Genomic DNA, 17,794 nt, shown 5'->3' on the forward strand with positions numbered 1-17,794 from the left:
AGGATGGGAGTGCAACGGTGACCGGACAGCCCCCCGCTGATCGCTTCGACTACACGGCCAACCTCGCCAGGGCGACGACCTACGGCGACCATCGCAACGCCTTCTGGCCGCCGTCCGACCGCTACGAACTGCGGCGGCTCGACCTCGCGGACGCCGCCCCCGCCCTCGGGCCGGCCTTCCTCCGCGACCTGGCCGCGCTCGGCGCGGCCGTGGAGGACGAGTGGCGCACCGTCAAGACCGTGGGCGCGCCCGCCCGGACCCGGCTCCCCGACCCGCTGCCCGTCGCCGAGGCGATGCGCCGGATCGGCGGGCACCTGCCCGGGGAGGTGGACCGCCGGGCGCTCGCCCTGCGGGCGGACGCCGTCCAGCACGGCTACACCGACGACATCCTCCAGGAGCTCGTCGGCGTCGAGGAGGACGTCGCGGTCGTCGCCGGCCAGATCTCCACCTGGTACGGCAAGGACCTGCGGGGGCTGCCGACCGCGTTCGCCTGCCGTCGCGATCCGGACCGCCAGGCCGACGTGTCGGAGGCCCTGACGTACCAGGAGGACGTCGCGAAGTATCTCGCCCGGCTGCACGCCGACCTGCGGCTCGGCGACGTGCCGGCGTTCGCGGCGACCCGGCTGTTCTTCATGGCCGGGGAGGGCGCCCTCCACCCGAAGCACATCGCCTACTTCCTCCCGGAGGACGAGGGGGTGAAGCGCTCGCCGTTCAAGAAGACCTACTACTTCGGCAACACCCACCGGGCCATGGTCGAGGGCTTCTCCGCGCCGCTCGCGGCGCGGCACCTCGACCTGGGCGAGCCGTACGAGCCGGGCGGGGAGCGCTTCGCGCGGATCCCGGCGCTCGGCGTGTTCGGCCACGAGCTGGGGCACAGCGTGCGCCGACCGGCCACCGCCTACAAGGAGCTGAACGCCGCCGACCGCTGGGCGTCGGTCGTCCTCCAGGAGGTCGCGGCCGACGTCTTCGGCATCCTGATCCTCGCCGACGTGTGGGCGCCCCGCATGGACCTGTCCGGCGCCGACGCCGTCGCCTACTACCTGGGGGAGTGCCTGCGGTACGTCGACCGCGGGCTCGGCCACTTCCCCGACAGCGACGGCATGTTCCTCCAGTTGTCGTACTTCGTCCAGCTGGGCGCGCTCGCCCTGGAGGACGGCCGCCTGAAGGGCGACCCGGAGGTCGTCCTGGCGGGGCTGCGCTCGCTGGCCCGGGTCCTCGCGGACGCGCTGCTCGCCGGCCGGGGCGAGCCCGCCGTCGCGCTGTACGGCGCCTACGGCCCGGCGAACCCCGCGCCGCTGCTGCCCCTGATCGAGGAGATGCGCTCGCGTCCCCTCCGTTCCGTCGACTACCTGCAGGAGCACCTCCACGCCCACGGCGACGCCTGACCAGGACGCCTGACCAAGGAGAACGCACATGACCCAGACCCGACAGGCGCTCGACGCGGTGCGCGAGTACTACTGCACGCAGCGCGAGGTCGGCGGGGCCGAAGCCACCATCTACGACATATGGGAGAGCGGCGGCGCGTACAACGACTCCATCACCCCCTCCACGTACGTCCCCGAATACCGCTCGCACATGGTCCTCAAGATCCTGTCGCTGACCGCGGACGGCTCCGGCGTCTTCTCCCTCGGCTGCGGCAACGGGTTCGTCGAGGCCGACCTCGTGCACTGCGAGCGGAAGGTCAGGGCGATGGACTACAACGAGGAGGCGGTGCGGCTGACCCGGCAGAAGGGCGTCGACGCCTTCACCGCGGACTACTTCGCGCTGACGGCGGCCGACGTGGGCGACGCCGAGGCGGTCTACGCCGACGGCCTGCTCGGCCACCTCTTCGACCCCGTGGAGGAACTGCGGCCCGCCCTCGGCAAGCTGGAGAGCCTGGGCCTGCGGTCCGGGACGCGCCTGGTCTTCTCCAACGACGCGCCGCGCGACCGGCACGTCGCCTTCGCGCCGCACGAGCGGGTCGAGGGCTTCTGGTTCGTCTCGAAGGACTACCTCCAGGACACCCTGTCGTCGTTCGGGTTCGAGCCGCTGGAGAGCTACTACTTCCCCTATCTGCGGCCCATCAGCGGCATGCGCAACCGCACCATATGCGTCGCGCGGGTGCCGTGACCGAGGAGGACCAGCGTGCCGATCTCTGACGGGTTCGCCCGCAAGCTCCTGCCCGTGCTCCCGGACGTCGTGGCCGCGTACGGCACGCCGTTCCACATCTACGACGCCCAGGGGATCATCGAGACGTACCGGGGGATGGTGGACGCCTTCCGGGGCGAGCCCTACCGCCAGTACTTCGCCGTCAAGGCCCTGCCGAACCCCGCCGTCCTCTCCCTGCTGCACCGGGAGGGCAGCGGGCTCGACTGCGCGTCCCCGATCGAGCTGGAGCTGGCCGCCCGCGTCGGCGCGGCCGGCGACGAGGTGATCTTCACCTCCAACAACACCCGGCTCTCCGAGTACCGCGCCGCCCTGGAGGCCGGGGCGCTCATCACGTTCGACGACCGGTCGTTCCTCGGCAAGGCGGACGTCCTGCCGGAGACGGTGGCGTTCCGCGCCTCGCCCAACGGGCTCGCGGCGGGCTCGTCCCTCATGGGCGACCCGACCGGCTCCAAGTTCGGCGTGCCCCTGGACGAGCTCCCCGACGCCTACCGCGAGGCCCGGCGGCGCGGCGTGACCCGGTTCGGCATCCACGGCATGACCTGCGCCAACGAGCTGGACGTCGACCGGGCCATCAGGGCGGCGGTGGACGTCGTCGAGCTGGGCGCGCACGTGGCCGAGACCGCCGGCGTCGACATCGAGTACGTCAACGTGGCCGGCGGCCTCGGCATCCCCTACCGTCCGGAGGACAAGCCGCTCAGCTTCACGGCGTACGCCGACGCCATCGTGGCCGCGCGGCGCCGGTGCTTCCCGCAGCGGGCCCCGCGCATCCTCATGGAGTGCGGGCGGTACGTCACCGGGCCCCACGGCGTGCTGGTGACCCGGGTGGTCAACCGCTGCCGCAAGGGCCGCGAGATCGTCGGCGTCGACGCGTCGATGTCCGCGCTCATGCGCCCCGCGATGTACGGCGCGTACCACCACGTCAGCCTGCCCTTCGCCCGGGGACGGGAGCGGTCGCGGTTCGACGTGGTCGGCTCGCTCTGCGAGAACATGGACAAGTTCGCGATCGACCGGATGCTGCCCGATCCCCGCGAGGGGGACATCGCCCTCGTCCACGACACCGGCGCGCACGGGCACGCCATGGGCTTCACCTACAACGGCCGGCTGCGACCGGCCGAGCTGATGATGACCCCCGGCGGCGACGTCGTCGAGATCCGCCGCGCCGAGACCGTCGACGACTACCTGGCCACGGCCCGCTGGAAGCCGGAGCCGGTGCCGATCGCGCCGCTGGCCGGCCTCCCGAACCACGAGCACGAGGAGCGAAGCCTGTGAACGAAGCCGCGGTGGAGGCCGCCTGGGAACGGCGCGCCGAGCTGACCGAGGCCGACCTGGCGGTCCTCACCCCGGAGATCGAGGCCGGTCTCGGCGCGCTCGACCGCGGCGAGCTGCGCGCCGCCCGCCCCCTGGGCGAGGAGTGGGTCGTGGACACCTTCGTCAAGAAGCTGATCCTCCTGTCGTTCCTCACCGGCCGGAGCGAGATGGCCGAGGCGGGCCCCGGACGCCCCCGGACCTTCGACAAGGTGCCCCTGAAGTTCGAGACCTGGAAGGAGCCCGACTTCCAGGAGGCGAGGATCAGGGTCGTCCCCGGCGCGGTCGTCCGTTTCGGGGCGTACGTCGCGCCGGGCGCCGTGCTGATGCCCTGCTTCGTGAACGTCGGCGCGTACGTGGGGCCGGGCACCATGATCGACACCTGGGCGACGGTCGGCTCCTGCGCGCAGGTCGGCGCGCGGTGCCACATCTCCGGCGGCGCCGGCCTCGGCGGCGTGCTGGAGCCGATCGGCGACGACCCGGTCGTCATCGAGGACGACGTCTTCGTCGGCGCCCGCAGCGAGATCGCCGAGGGCGTGCGGGTGCGCCGCGGCGCGGTCGTCGGGATGGGCGTCTACCTGGGCCGCTCGACGCCGATCGTCGACCGGGTCTCGGGCGAGGTGACCTACGGGGAGGTGCCGGAGAACGCCGTGGTGATCCCCGGCGCGCGCACCGACCCGCGCCGGCCCGGCCTCTCGACGTACGCGGCGGTGATCGTCAAGTACGCCGACGAGCGGACCCGGGGCAAGACCGCGCTCAACGACCTCGTACGGGACCTGGACCGGTGACCACCGCCCGGAGCGCGTTCGCCCTGCTGCGCGACCTGCTCGACGGCGTCTCCCCGCCGGCGGACCGGGAACCGGTGCGGCTCCACCTCGGCGAGTCGCGGCTCGTGACGCCCCCGCTCGCGCACGGCCTCCTGGACGACGCCGAGGGGTGGACCCGCTATCCGCCGCTCGGCGGCACCCCCGAACTGCGGGCCGCCTACCGGGGCTGGCTGGAGCGCCGTTTCGGCGTACGGCGGGGGCTGGACGACGAGGGGATCGCGATCGAGCCGACCCCCGGCACCAAACAGGCCGTCGCGGCCGCCGTCGCCCTCGCCGTCGCGTCCACCAGGGCGCGGGCCCGCCGCGACGGCGAGACGCCCTCGGTCGTCATGCCCAACCCCTTCTACCCGACGTACCTCGCGGGAGCCGAGGCGGTGGGCGCCCGGCCGGTGTTCTTCGCCGGGGGCGACGGCCCGGCCGCCGTAGCGGCGGCCGTGGACGCCGCGCGTTCCCCCGTCGCCGCCCTGATCGTGTGCAACCCCGGCAACCCGGAGGGGGAGATCCTGCCGGAGGAGGCCCTCGGCGAGATCACGAAGATCGCCGCCACGGCCGGCGCGCTGCTCGTCGTCGATGAGTGCTACACCGACCTGTCCACCGGCCGTGAGCCCCCGGGCTACCTCTCGCTGGTGGAGCACGGCTCGGTCGCGCCCGGACGGTTCCTGGTGCTGCACAGCCTGTCGAAGCGGTCCGCGGCGCCGGGACTGCGCAGCGGCTTCGCCGCGGGCGACCCCGCCACGGTCGCCGCGTACGCCGCCCACAACCGGGCCTGCGGAGTCTCCAGCCCGCTGCCCGTCTGCGCGGCCGCCGCCGCTCTGTGGTCCGACGACGCCCACGTGGCGCGGCTGCGGACCGCGCTGGCCCGCAACTGGGATCTGGCCGACGAGATCCTCGGCGGGCTCCCCGGCTATCGCAGGGCCGAGGCGGGCTTCTTCCTCTGGCTGCCGGTGCCCGACGACGAGGCGGCGGCCCGGGACCTGTGGCGCGACCAGGGCCTGTCCGTCATGCCGGGCCGCTATCTCGCGGCCGAGGGGCCGTACGGCGTGAACCCGGGGGCCGGGCACCTGCGCGTCGCCCTCGTCCACGAGGAGACGGTCATGCGTGCGGCGCTCACCCGGCTGCGCGACGGCCTCGGCCACGGCGGCCGTCCCGCGGGCGACGGTCACGCGTCCGCCGCCGGTCCCGGCCGCGGTGCGGTGGAGGTGGCGACGCGGCGGGCGGAGGAGGCCCCTCCACCCTCGCCGGGCGAGTCGTCGCCGACGGCGACGGCGATCGCGCAGCGGCTGATCAGGTTCCCCACCGTCAACCCCCCGGGCGACGAGGCGGACTGCGTCGGCTGGATCCGCGACCTGCTCGACGCCGCCGGGCTGGAGACGCGGCTGCTCGCGGCGGACCCGCGCCGCCCGAACCTCGTCGCCCGGCTGCCCGGCCGGGGCGCCGAACCGCCCCTGCTGCTCCAGGCGCACGCCGACGTCGTCCCGGTGGAGGGGCAGTCCTGGACCCGCCCGCCGTTCGGCGGGGAGATCGCCGGCGGCGAGCTGTGGGGGCGCGGGGCCGTCGACATGAAGGGCCAGCTCGCGATGATGCTCGCGGCGCTGCTGCGCATGCGGGCGGCGGGCGAGGAGCCTCCCGGTGACGTCATCCTGGCCGTCGTTCCCGACGAGGAGGCCGGGAGCACGGTGGGGGCGCGGTTCCTCGTGGGCCGGCACCCGGAGCTGTTCGCCGGGGTCAGGCACGCGATCGGCGAGGACGGCGGCGCCGAGCTGGGCCTCGGCGCGTACGCACGCGTCCATCCCGTCGTGGTGGGGGAGAAGCGCACCTGCTGGGTCCGGGCGACCCTGCGCGGGCCGGGCGGGCACGCCTCCCGGGTGCCGTCCGCCGACGGCGCCGTACGCAAACTCGCCCGGCTGCTCGACGCGATCTCCGACGGCGGCCTCGGCGTCCGGCTCACCCCGGTCGTCGACCACATGCTGGGCGAACTCGCGCGGGCGCTGCCGCCCGAGGCCGGCCGCGCCGTCGAGGCGTTCCGGGCCGACCCCGGGAACGCCGCCCTCCTGGCCGGGCTGGGCGACACGGCCTCCCGCTATCTCCAGTCGCTCGTCAGGCACACGGTCACCGCCACCGTGCTGCGCGGCGGCACGGTGACGAACGTGCACCCCTCCGAGATCACGGTCGAACTCGACGGACGGCTGCTCCCCGGTGACTTCTCGACGGAGGACTTCCTCGCCGGACTGCGCGCCCGGGCCGGCTGCGAGATGGACGTCGAGATCCTCGTGGAGGGCGAGAAGAGCCCGCCACCGCGACTCGGCGGCTTCTACGACCGGCTCGCCGCAGTGCTCAGGGACAGGGACCCGGGCGGCGTCCCGGTCCCCGTGATCACGCCCGCCTCGACCGACGCGCGGGTCTTCCGCGGGCTCGGCATCGAGTGCTACGGCTGGATGCCGCTGCTGCACGGACCCGAGGTCGTCTACCGCGACCGCCTGCACTGCGCCGACGAGCGCGTCTCGGTGCGGGCACTGGAGTTCGGCGCCGACTGCTTCCACACCCTGCTGACGGGCCCCTGGAGCTGAGGGATCCCCCGTCGTAGCCGCGAGATGGGCGAGTGAAAGGCTGGACGGGTCCATCGCCGGCGGAACGGGAGCCATCGTCATGGGGGACACCGGATCGGGGAGACACGTCCGCGATGTGGACGATCTCGACCAGGCGGCGGCCGTCTTCCAGAGCGTGCGGCCCCGCCTGTTCGGGATCGCGTACCGGATGCTGGGCAGTTCCACCGAGACGGAGGACCTGCTGCAGGACGTCTGGATGCGCTGGCAGGCCTACGACCGCGACACGGTGGCCGAACCGGGAGCGTTCCTGGCGACGGTGACCACCCGCCTCGCCCTCAACGTCCTGCAGTCCGCCCGGGTCCGCCGCGAGACGTACGTCGGCCCGTGGCTCCCCGAACCCGTCGACACCCGCGACGACCCCCACCTCGGCGCCGAGCGGGGCGAGGCCCTGGGCTTCGCGGTCCTGCTCCTGCTGGAGCGGCTCACCCCCACCGAACGCGCGGCCTACGTGCTGCGCGAGGCGTTCGACTACCCCTACCGGCAGATCGCCGAGATCATCGAGACCAGTGAGGCGGCGGTGCGGCAACTGGTCAGCAGGGCCCGCAAGCACCTCGCCTCCAAGCGCCGGGCGCCGGTGACCAGAGCCGAGCAGCGCAGGCTGCTCGGCGCCTTCGTCACCGCCGCCCGCTCCGGCGACCTCGCCGCGCTGGAGCGGATCCTCGCCGCGGACGTGGTCAGCTACTCCGACGGCGGCGGCGCGGTCCGCGCCTCCCGCATCCCCGTGGTCGGCGCGCTGCGGGTCGCGAAGTACGTCAGGGCGTTCGCGGACCGCTTCTGGGCCGGGGCCGAGGTGGAGTGGGCCGACGTCAACGGGCAGGCGGCGGCGGTGCTCCGCCGAGACGGCGAGGTGTTCACCGTGCTCACCGTCAACGCCTCCGACGAGGGCATCGACCAGGTGCTGTGGATGATGAACCCCGCCAAGATCGCCGCAGTGTCCGGCGCGGACGGGCCGGGTCAGGAGGGGAACTCGACCCCCGCCAGCCGCTCGGAGACGTCCCACAGCCGGGCCGCGTCGGACCCGGCCCGGACCGACCGGTAGAGGGGCAGCTCCGTGGGGCCGCCCGTGAACTGGCCAATGCCGTCGGGGCCGTACAGCCGACCGCCCTGGGCGTCCGGGCTGGTGGCCGCGTACAGGGCGGGCAGCAGCCCGGCGCCGACCGGCTGCACGAACAGACCCCACCGCAGGAGCCGGGTCATGATCCGCTCGTACGGCGCGGAGCGGGCGCGGCCGAGGTTCGGCCCGGACGCGTAGAGGTTGGTCAGGGTCGTGCCGGGATGGGCGACGTTGCTCACGACGCCCCACCCGCCGGCCCTGCTGCGCCGGTCCAGTTCGAGCCCGAAGAGCAGGTTGGCCAGCTTCGACTGACCGTACGAGCGGACCGGCGAGTACCTCCGTTCGCTCTGCAGGTCGGCCCAGTCGATCTTCGCCGAGCGGGCGGCGCCGCTGGTCATGGTGGTGACCCGCGCTCCGCGCAGGCGCAGCAGCGGCAGGAGCCGTGCCACCAGCGCCAGGTGGCCGATGTGGTTGGTGCCGAACTGCAGTTCCAGGCCGTCCGCGGTGGTGTGCCGGGAGGCGGGAGCCATCACACCCGCGTTGTTGATCAGGATGTCGATCGGGCGGGCCTCGTGCCGAAGGGCGTCGGCGAGTTTCGCGACCGACTCCAGCGAGGCCAGGTCGAGCTCACGAGTGGAGATCACGGCCTCCGGCGCGGCCGCGTGGATCCTCTGGAGCGCGGCGGCGCCCTTGGCGACGTTGCGGACCGGCAGCACCACCTCGGCCCCGGCCTGGGCCAGGCGTGTGGCCAGGCCGAGACCGAGACCGTCGCTGCCCCCGGTCACCACCGCCAGCTTCCCGCTCAAGTCGGGTACTTCCATTGCGAGCCCCCCTGGTCGCCATGCGTTCCGTCCTGCTGAGCAAGACAGGACGGCCTCCCCGTCTGTGACGCGTGTGTCCGTCATCACAGATCGAGAGGCTCCCTCACCTACGGGCCTGTGCCTTCGGCCGCTGGAGGGGTACGGCCCGCGGGGCGCGCACGGGGTTTTGCGAAAGGGGGGCGCGAGAACCGCGTCGCGGCGTGTAATGTCGAGACAGAGGTTGTGTCGAAGTACCAGTATGCGTTGAAACGCCTGCTGAGTAGTGACAGCGGGCGTTGCCGTACGGAGCCGAGGCTTTCCCGAGGCGGTCGGTCGCAGCAGCCCGAGGGACCACACCCGTGGCCCTCGAGATCGTCTCATGAAGGAGAAAGCAGTATGGCCCAGGGAACCGTCAAGTGGTTCAACGCCGAGAAGGGCTTCGGCTTCATCGCCCCCGACGACGGCACTCCGGACGTCTTCGTCCACTACTCGGCCATCGACAGCCGCGGCTACCGCTCGCTCGAGGAGAACCAGCGGGTCGAGTACACCGCCGGCCAGGGCGCCAAGGGCCCGCAGGCCGAGCAGGTCCGCCCGCTCTAAGCAGCGCTTCGCACCGCCGATGCCGGGCCCACCGAGGTGAGGCCCGCGCCATCCGACGGCATCCGGCCCCGGACTCCTCTCGGAGTCCGGGGCCTTCGTCATTCGGTGAAGTACGTCTGATCCAGTGAACTACGGTTGAGTCAACCGTAGTTCGCTCAAATACACTTCGACCCGTGCGTAAGCCCCAGCATGTGTTCGACCGTGAGCGAGAGTGGGCGGGCCTGGTCTCGTTCGCTTCGGAAGCGAGCCCGGGAGCTCGGCTCGGCGTGGTGAGCGGCCGCCACCGCCAAGGGAAGAGCTATCTCCTGCAGGCCTTGGCGAGCAGCATGGGCGGCATCTACTTCCCAGCGCTCGAGGTGACCGAGGCGGTGGCGCTGCGCCTCTTCGCCGATGAACTGATCAGGTTCACCGGCGCTCCTGTTCCGGCCTTCCGCGACTGGATCGACGCCATCCCCTACCTCTTCGGTGTTGTACGAGACCGGCCGGTGCCTGTCGTGCTGGACGAGTTTCCGTACCTCGTCAAGGCGTCTCCGGAGCTTCCCTCGATCATCCAGCGGGAGCTGGGCCCCGGCGGCTCGGGAGCCGGCAGCATGGCCCGGGTACTGCTCTGCGGTTCGGCGATGTCGGTCATGGGCGGGTTGTTGTCCGGTACGGCTCCGCTTCGCGGGCGCGCGGGACTGGAAATGGTCGTCAGGCCCTTCGACTACCGTCAGGCCGCCCGCTTCTGGGGCATCGGCGACCCGCGTCTGGCGGTCCAGGTCCACGCGGTGGTGGGCGGGACACCGGCCTACCGAAGGGAGTTCGTCCGTGGCGACGTCCCGGCCGGACCGGCGGATTTCGACGACTGGGTGATCAGATCGGTGCTGAACGCCGAGGTTCCGTTGTTCAGGGAGGCCCGCTACCTCCTGGCGGAGGAGACGGAGATCCGCGACCCGTCGCTCTACCACTCCGTCCTCGCCGCCGTAGCCGACGGCAACACGACGTCAGGGGGGATCGCCGGCTATGTGGGGCGCAAGTCCAACGAGATCGCGCATCCGCTCCGCGTCCTGGAGGACAGCCATCTCCTGGTCAAGGAACGCGATCTTTTCCGCCCGAACCGGAGTTACTACCGGGTGGCCGAACCGCTCGTCACGTTCTACCAGGCGATCATGGTCAGGGAGTGGGCGCGGCTGGAGCGTGGGGACGCGGCCACGGTGTGGCGGGGCAGCAGGGCACGCTTCCTGTCGCAGGTCGTCGGCCCCCACGCCGAGGTGCTCTGCCGCGAGTACGCCCTGCATGCCGATGCCGCGGCCGGTGAGGTGGGGAGCGGAGTCGTACCGGATCCGGCCAACCGCACACAGATCGAGATCGATGTCGCCGTTCTGGCACCCGCGGATCACGGACGCCCACGGCGGGTCCTCTCGCTGGGTGAGGTCAAGTGGGACAGGGTCATGGGGGCCGAGCACGTGGCCCGGCTCCGCCGTGCGCGCGACCTGCTCACCGTCAAGGGGTACGACACCCGTGACACGGTGCTCACGTGCTACTCGGGCGCGGGATTCACCGCGGAGCTCGGCGCCCTATCAGGGGGGGACGTACGCCTGATCCCACTCGGCGACCTCTACGATTGATCGAACGCTTACCCGGTCACCCGTGGTCCTGGAGCTCACCTCCTGCGCTCCCCGGAGACAGCCTTCAGCAGGACCGGGCGAGGGCCTCACCGGCGTGAGCGCGCGGTTGAAAGTTTCATCACGAGGCCGCCGCCTGTTCTGTGTGGGCTGTGCCGGTAACGCCAGATAGATGCGCCTCTGAAGGTCGGAGCGTCACCGGACCTCTCGATCGGCCTCTTGACGCCACCCGCTGTCCCCTAGTTTGCTCCGCCAATACCACCACCGACATCGACGCCCGTGGACGCGACCTCTCGTGCCACAGAAAATGTTAGCGCTAACAGCACTTCGTACGACCCAGGCCTCCGCCTCGACCCACCCTCAGGAGTAGACCATGCATTCACCCCCCATCCGTTCGGCCGTCGGCCGGTGGCGTTCCCATGTCACCGTGGCGGCGCGTGTGTCCGCCGCGCTGGTGACGGTGCTGGCCGCGGCGCTGGTCTCGGCGGGGCCCGCGTCGGCGGCGGCCGCGCCGCTGGTGGGCGTCGGGTCGGGCCGGTGCCTCGATGTGGTGGGCAACACCGACGCGCAGGGAACCGGTCTGCAGATCTACGACTGCAACGGCCAGGCCAACCAGGCGTTCGAGTTCACCTCGTCGGGTGACCTGCGGACGTTCAACGGCACGCGGTGCGTGGACGCCTACGGTCAGGGCACCGCGAACGGCACCAAGGTGGTCATCTGGTCCTGCAACGGCCAGGCCAACCAGAAGTGGCGCCTCAACTCCGACGGGACGATCACGGGCGTGCAGTCGGGCCTGTGCCTCGACGTGAGCAACTACGGCACGGCCAACGGGTCCGCCGTCTACCTGTGGACCTGCCACGGCGGGACCAACCAGAAGTGGACCACCTCCGGCGGCCCGAGCCAGTCGCCGTCCGCGTCGCCGTCCGCGTCGCCGTCTGTGACGCCGACCGGCACGTGCCCGCTTCCGTCGTCGTACCGCTGGACCTCGACGGGCGCGCTGGCGCAGCCGAAGTCCGGCTGGGTGTCGCTCAAGGACTTCACCAACGTCACCTACAACGGCAAGCACATCGTCTACGCCACCACGCACGACACCGGGTCGACCTGGGGTTCGATGGCCTTCAGCCCGTTCACCAACTGGTCGGACATGGCCTCGGCCACCCAGACCAAGATGAACTCCTCCACGGTCGCGCCCACGCTGTTCTACTTCGCCCCCAAGAACATCTGGGTGCTCACCTACCAGTGGGGCGGGACCGCGTTCTCCTACCGCACCTCCAGCGACCCGACCAACCCCAACGGCTGGGGTGCGACGCAGACCCTGTCCACCGCGAACATCGGCGGTGGGGGCACCGGCCCGATCGACCAGACGCTGATCGGTGACGGCCAGAACATGTACCTGTTCTTCGCCGGCGACAACGGCAAGATCTACCGGCAGAGCATGCCGATCGGGAACTTCCCGAGCAGCTTCGGCTCCAACTACACGCAGATCATGAGCGACTCGACCAACAACCTGTTCGAGGCGGTCGAGGTCTACAAGCTGCAGAACCAGAACAAGTACCTCATGCTCGTCGAGGCGATCGGCTCGCAGGGCCGCTACTTCCGCTCGTTCACGGCCGACAGCCTGAGCGGGTCGTGGACGCCGAACGCCGCCAGCGAGAGCAACCCGTTCGCCGGCAAGGCCAACAGCGGTGCCACCTGGACCAACGACATCAGCCACGGTGACCTGGTCCGCAACAACCCCGACCAGACCAAGACGGTCGACCCCTGCAACCTGCAGCTGCTCTACCAGGGCCGCAGCCCGAACTCCGGCAACGTCGACTACGGTCTCCTGCCCTACCGCCCGGGCGTCCTGACCCTGCAGCGCTAAGGCATGACACAGGTCCCGCCTCCAAGCCCTGACAGGTGAGGGTGGACCTGAAACGGGCGGGCTCGGCACAACGCCGAGCCCGCCCTCGTCATGTACAGCCCTCAGGTCATCCTGCCGCCGGGCGGTGTCAGCAGAGCGCGAGGGCCGTGTGGATCAGGTGGAGGTGGGTGAACGCCTGCGGGAAGTTGCCCAGATGGCGCCCCTGGACGGGGTCGTACTCCTCGGGGAGCAGGCCCACGTCGTTGGTGAGGGCCAGCAACCGCTCGAACAGGTCCACGGCCTCGTCCTTGCGGCCGACGAGGTCGAGCGCTTCGGCCAGCCAGAAGCTGCAGGCGAGGAAGGCGCCCTCGGCTCCGGGCAGGCCGTCGATCTCGTTGCCCTCGGAGACCGGATAACGCAGCACGAAGCAGTCGGTCATCAGCTCACGTTCGATCGCGTCGATCGTGCCGACGACCCGGGGGTCCTCAGCGGGCAGGAAGCCGACGATCGGGATGAGGAGCAGCGCCGCGTCGAGTTCGCGAGAGCCGTACGACTGGGTGAACGTGCCGCGTCCGGGATCGAAGCCCCTGTCGCAGACCTCGGCGTGGATCCGGTCCCGCATGGCCCGCCAGCGCCTGAGGGGACCGGTGTGGCCCAGCTCCTCGATCGCCCGGACCTGCCGGTCGGCCGCCACCCACGCCATGACCTTGGAATGGACGAAGTGCCGCCGCGGGCCGCGGACCTCCCACAGGCCCTCGTCGGGCTGGGTCCAGCAGCGCTCCAGGAAGTCCATCAACCGGCAGACGATGGTCCAGGCGTAGTCGTGCGGCGGCATCCCCAGCTTGCGGGCCCGGTAGAAGCAGTTGAGGACCTCGCCGTAGACGTCGAGCTGAAGCTGGCCGGCCGCGCCGTTGCCGATCCGCACCGGCCGGGAGCCCTCGAACCCGGGAAGCCAGTCGAGCGTCTGCTCCGGCAGGCGCCGTTCGCCCGCCACGCCGTACATGATCTGGAGGTCCTCCGGGCGGCCGGCGATGGCGCGGAGCAGCCAGTCGAGCCAGGCGCCGGCCTCGGTGACGTATCCGGACTCGGTCAGGGCGTCGAGTGTCATCGCGGCGTCGCGCAGCCAGCAGAATCGGTAGTCCCAGTTGCGTACCCCGCCGAGATGCTCGGGCAGTGACGTGGTGGGAGCCGCCACGACGCCGCCGGTCGGGCTGTAGGTGAGCGCCTTGAGCGTGATGAGGGAGCGGATCACGGTGGCGCGGCAGCGGCCCGGCAGCCAGCAGCGGGAGGCCCACTCCTCCCAGAACCGGTTGGTCTCGACGAACTGCTCGCCGGGATCGATGATGCCGGGTTCCGGCTGGTGCGAGGGGTGCCACGTGAACACGAACGACCGGCGTTGCCCCGCGGCGATCGTGAAGACGCCGGTGTGCAGGCCGCCGCTGCCCTTCAGGTGGACGGGAGTGTCGATCCAGACGGAGTCGGGCCCGCCGATGGCGTGGAGGCGGCCGCCCAGGCGGCGGGCCCAGGGGACGATGCTGCCGTAGTCGAACCGGATGCTGATCTCCGTGGTCATGTGCACCGTCCCGGACACGCCCTCCACGATCCGGACCAGGGCGGGGTTGGCGTGCCGGGGAGGCATGAAGTCGATGACCTTGACGGTCCCCGTGGAGGTCTCCCACACGGTCTCGAGGATCAGCGTGTCGCCGGCGTACGCGCGCCGCGTCGCCATCTCGTGCCCGGCGGGGGCCAGCCGCCAGAACCCGTTGGACTCGTCACCGAGGAGCTTGGCGAAGCATGCGGGGGAGTCGAACCGGGGAAGGCAGAGCCAGTCGATCGATCCGTCGCGACCGACGAGAGCGGCCGACTGCGTGTCCCCGATGAGGGCGTAGTCCTCGATCCGCATGTGGACCACGCTACTCGCCGGGTGGCGCGTCACCCTCCGGGCGTGTCCTCGTCCTCGTCCTCGTGCGAGGACCTGTGCCACCGGACGTCATGTCTTCGTGAACAGTGCGGGTCCGCGGCCTGGTTGCAAGACGATCCCGTCGGGACGTCAACTTACTCATATGGGTGCCGGCCGGCCGGGGAGCACTGCCATGACCAAGGACATCACCTACCGCAGGATCTACGAGGAGTCCTCGCCCGAGGACGGCAGAAGGGTGCTCGTCGACCGCGTCTGGCCTCGGGGGATGCGCAAGGAGGACGCGCATCTCGACGAGTGGCTGCGTGACGTCGCCCCCTCCACCGAACTGCGCCGCTGGTACGGCCACGAGCCCGGCCGCTTCGCCGAGTTCCGCCGGCGCTACCTCGCCGAGCTGCGCGAGCCCGAACGGCGGCAGGCCGTGGACCGTCTGCGGGACATCGCCGGCCACGACAGGCTGACGCTGCTGACCGCCACCCGCGACGTCGAACACAGCCAGGCCGCCGTGCTCGCCGAGTGGCTGACCGACCCTGGGAGATCCAGGGCCTGACGCGATCGCCCGGGAGCACGGCGTGCCGAACCGGTGCCCGTGCCCTGTTGACCGCCACGACGCAAAAAATACCATCCGACAGGTATTTTGTGGCTGAGACGGCATGGCTCCTCCTTGTGCAAGTGAGGATGTCCCCCAGTTACACACTTCCGAGGCCAGAGGTGGCTGTCAGGCCAGCGTAGGCCGCCTGTCGCTCCCGGGTGACGCCGTTCGCAAAGTTACATACCTACGCGAAGGTATGCGATAGTGGGCGAGAAACCACCGGTGACTCAGGGCACCAGTGTCAGCTCCCAAGTGGTGAACGACCGCGCACACCGCGCTCCGTCAGGCACGGCGCGCCCACATCCCCCGGCCAGACGAACCGCCGGCCAGCCCCCGGCGTCCGCCTGCCCGAAAACCCCCGATCACCCCACGGATCCCGAGCTTTCGAAGGAACCTGATGAAATTCGGAAACAATCTGCGGATCAAGACCGCCACCTCGTGGCTCCCGCCGGACCACGAGACCGTCGAGGACGCCGTCACGGCGGGCAAGCTGGCCGCCTCGGACGTCGAGCGGCTCGGACTCACCCAGCTGCCGGTCTCGGCCCAGTGGTCCGGCCCCGAGATGGCGGTGGCCGCCGCCCGCGACGCGATCAGCCGGGCGGGCTGGAGCCCGTCCAAGGTGGGCCTCGTGCTGCACACCTGGATCTATCACCAGGGACACGACATGTGGTCGCCACCGCACTATGTGGCGAACGAGCTGGGCACTCCCGACGCCCTGTCGTACGCCGTCCAGCAGGGCTGCAACGGCGGCGCGATGGCCCTCCAGGTGGCCGCGATGCACCTGGCCGCCGACCCCGGGCTCGGCGCCGCGCTCATCACCACCGGAGACCGCTTCCTGCCGCCCGGTTTCGACCGCTGGGCCTGCGACTACGGCTTGGGCTTCGGTGACGCGGGGTCCGCGGTGCTGCTGCATCACGGCGACGCGGGACCCGACGACTACGCGCTCGTGTCCATGGCCACCGAGACCGCCGCCGAACTCGAGCTGATGCTCCGGCACGGCGACGACTTCAGCCCCACGCCCTTGTGGCACAACGAGTACATCGACCTGCGCCGTCCGAAGAAGTCCTATATGGCGGTGCACGGCAAGGAGAAGTTCACCGAGATCGCCAGCCGGTCGATCCGCAAGGTGATCGTGGACAGCGTGCACGACGCGGGGCTGCGGCTCGACGATCCCCGGATCAAGTACATCGCGCTGCCGCGGCTCGGAACGGGCCTGCTGGACGGCATCTACATGCCGGTGCTGGACGAGGTGCTGAAGGCCGAGGCGCTGTGGTTCGGCGCGGTCACCGGCCACATGGGCTGCGGGGACTTCCTCGCGAACCTGGCCGACCTGCGGGACCAGATGCCGCTCGAGCCGGGCGACTTCGCGCTGGTGATCAGCGGCGGGGCGGCCTGGACCTGGGCCTGCGCCGTCGTGCAGGTGCCGGAGGAGCGGATACCGGAAGGGGACGTCTGATGGCTCTGGGGCTCCTCGGCCTGGGCGGTCATGTTCCGCCGGTGGTCGTCGCCAACGCGCAGGTCGCCGAGTGGGCCGGCGTGGACGAGAACTGGATCGTCGAGCGGACCGGCATTCTGGAACGCAGGTACCGCGAGCCGGGCACCGCCACCTCCGACCTCGCGTTGAACGCCGCCCGTGAGGCGCTGGCCGTACGGCCCGGGGCGGCGGACCGGCTCGGGCTGATCATCGTGGGCACCTCGACGCCCGACCAGCCGCAGCCCTCCACCGGAGCGATTCTGCAGGACAAGCTCGGGCTGTCCGGTTTCCCGGCGTTCGACGTCAACGCGGTGTGCTCCGGCTTCCTCTACGCACTGGCGGTCGCCGACTCGATGATGTCGGCGCGGCTGTCCGGGCAGGGCGGCGAGTACGCCCTGGTGGTCGGCGCGGACGTCTACTCCTCGCTGATGGACCCCGCCGACCGGCGCACCGTCAGCCTGTTCGGCGACGGGGCCGGGGCGGTGCTGCTCGGTTCCGTGCCCGAGGGGTACGGCGTCCTGGACTGGCGGCTGGTCACCCATGGCGAGTACCGCGATCTGGTCGAGGTGACCGCCGGCGGCACCCGCCGGCCGCTGGACGCCCAGGCCCGGGAGGCGGGGGAGCACCTGTTCCGGATGAAGGGCCGTCCCGTACGCGAGTACGCGATGCGCACCCTTCCCAAGGTGATCGGCGAGGCGCTCGACTCCGCCGGGCTGCGGCTGGAGGACGTGGACCGCCTCATCCTGCACCAGGCCAACACCCGCATGGTCGAGGAGTGCTACCGCGAGCTGGGCGTCGACCCCTCCCGGGTACCGCTCACCGCACCGCGGTTCGGCAACACCGCCGCCGCCTCCATCCCGCTCACCCTCCGCACGGAGCACGAACGCCGTCCCTTCCGGCGCGGCGAGCTCCTGGTGCTGGCCGGTGTGGGCGGCGGCATGACCGCTGGAGCCGTCGTCGTCCGCTGGTACTGAGCCCGCCGGACCTCCGCCGGAAACCGGGCAAGCGCTGCGAAAAGGAGAG

Annotated in this window: 14 protein-coding genes; 12 read left to right on the forward strand and 2 right to left on the reverse strand. The window is 71.3% G+C overall.

Features of this window, described 5'->3' with window-relative positions; all coding sequences use genetic code 11:
- Positions 1-17: 17 nt before the first annotated feature.
- From HHX33_RS17420 to HHX33_RS17445, 6 genes are all read left to right on the forward strand, one after another.
- Entirely contained in the window at positions 18-1,385 is a 1,368-nt protein-coding gene (locus HHX33_RS17420) for a hypothetical protein (RefSeq protein ID WP_182875527.1), read from the forward strand.
- A gap of 28 nt (positions 1,386-1,413) precedes the next feature.
- Complete coding sequence (locus tag HHX33_RS17425; protein ID WP_111701096.1) at positions 1,414-2,109, forward strand: class I SAM-dependent methyltransferase; 696 nt, start codon at positions 1,414-1,416, stop codon at positions 2,107-2,109.
- A gap of 15 nt (positions 2,110-2,124) precedes the next feature.
- A complete protein-coding gene (locus HHX33_RS17430; RefSeq protein WP_182875528.1) occupies positions 2,125-3,417 on the forward strand; it encodes a diaminopimelate decarboxylase in 1,293 nt (430 codons plus the stop codon).
- On the forward strand, positions 3,414-4,241 hold the full coding sequence (locus HHX33_RS17435) for a 2,3,4,5-tetrahydropyridine-2,6-dicarboxylate N-succinyltransferase (RefSeq protein ID WP_182875529.1): 828 nt from the start codon (positions 3,414-3,416) through the stop codon (positions 4,239-4,241). Before HHX33_RS17430 ends, HHX33_RS17435 begins: the two co-directional genes overlap by 4 nt.
- A complete protein-coding gene (locus HHX33_RS17440) occupies positions 4,238-6,847 on the forward strand; it encodes an aminotransferase class I/II-fold pyridoxal phosphate-dependent enzyme (protein WP_182875530.1) in 2,610 nt (869 codons plus the stop codon). The genes HHX33_RS17435 and HHX33_RS17440 overlap by 4 nt, the downstream gene beginning before the upstream one ends.
- A gap of 79 nt (positions 6,848-6,926) precedes the next feature.
- Complete coding sequence (locus HHX33_RS17445) at positions 6,927-7,925, forward strand: RNA polymerase sigma-70 factor (protein ID WP_182875531.1); 999 nt, start codon at positions 6,927-6,929, stop codon at positions 7,923-7,925.
- On the opposite strand, the gene HHX33_RS17450 is transcribed toward HHX33_RS17445, so the two are convergent.
- Positions 7,841-8,761: an SDR family oxidoreductase gene (locus HHX33_RS17450; RefSeq protein WP_182875532.1), complete on the reverse strand. Its 921-nt coding sequence runs from the start codon at positions 8,759-8,761 to the stop codon at positions 7,841-7,843. The two genes, HHX33_RS17445 and HHX33_RS17450, sit on opposite strands and share 85 nt — an antisense overlap.
- Positions 8,762-9,136: 375 nt before the next feature.
- Between HHX33_RS17450 and HHX33_RS17455 the strand changes: the two genes are divergently transcribed.
- The 3 genes from HHX33_RS17455 to HHX33_RS17465 all read left to right on the forward strand — a co-directional run bounded on the left by HHX33_RS17455 (position 9,137) and on the right by HHX33_RS17465 (position 12,808).
- Positions 9,137-9,340, forward strand: a complete 204-nt coding sequence (locus HHX33_RS17455; RefSeq protein ID WP_111701102.1) for a cold-shock protein — start codon at positions 9,137-9,139, stop codon at positions 9,338-9,340.
- Between the two features lie 173 nt (positions 9,341-9,513).
- Positions 9,514-10,947: an AAA family ATPase gene (locus tag HHX33_RS17460; protein ID WP_182875533.1), complete on the forward strand. Its 1,434-nt coding sequence runs from the start codon at positions 9,514-9,516 to the stop codon at positions 10,945-10,947.
- A 370-nt stretch (positions 10,948-11,317) separates the two neighbouring features.
- The gene (locus HHX33_RS17465) at positions 11,318-12,808 is read left to right on the forward strand and encodes a non-reducing end alpha-L-arabinofuranosidase family hydrolase (RefSeq protein ID WP_182875534.1); all 1,491 of its coding nucleotides are present in this window, start codon (positions 11,318-11,320) and stop codon (positions 12,806-12,808) included.
- A gap of 127 nt (positions 12,809-12,935) precedes the next feature.
- On the opposite strand, the gene HHX33_RS17470 is transcribed toward HHX33_RS17465, so the two are convergent.
- Positions 12,936-14,690, reverse strand: a complete 1,755-nt coding sequence (locus HHX33_RS17470) for a glycoside hydrolase family 15 protein (protein WP_182875535.1) — start codon at positions 14,688-14,690, stop codon at positions 12,936-12,938.
- A 190-nt stretch (positions 14,691-14,880) separates the two neighbouring features.
- Between HHX33_RS17470 and HHX33_RS17475 the strand changes: the two genes are divergently transcribed.
- The 3 genes from HHX33_RS17475 (at position 14,881) to HHX33_RS17485 (ending at position 17,745) form a co-directional block, all read left to right on the forward strand.
- Entirely contained in the window at positions 14,881-15,255 is a 375-nt protein-coding gene (locus HHX33_RS17475) for a DUF488 domain-containing protein (protein ID WP_182875536.1), read from the forward strand.
- 439 nt (positions 15,256-15,694) lie between these two features.
- Positions 15,695-16,753: a ketoacyl-ACP synthase III family protein gene (locus HHX33_RS17480; RefSeq protein ID WP_182875537.1), complete on the forward strand. Its 1,059-nt coding sequence runs from the start codon at positions 15,695-15,697 to the stop codon at positions 16,751-16,753.
- Positions 16,753-17,745: a 3-oxoacyl-ACP synthase III family protein gene (locus HHX33_RS17485; RefSeq protein WP_111701108.1), complete on the forward strand. Its 993-nt coding sequence runs from the start codon at positions 16,753-16,755 to the stop codon at positions 17,743-17,745. The genes HHX33_RS17480 and HHX33_RS17485 overlap by 1 nt, the downstream gene beginning before the upstream one ends.
- Positions 17,746-17,794 lie beyond the last annotated feature (49 nt).

It is taken from the genome of Microbispora sp. H10670, from assembly GCF_014161385.1.
GTDB classification, from domain to species: domain Bacteria; phylum Actinomycetota; class Actinomycetes; order Streptosporangiales; family Streptosporangiaceae; genus Microbispora; species Microbispora triticiradicis.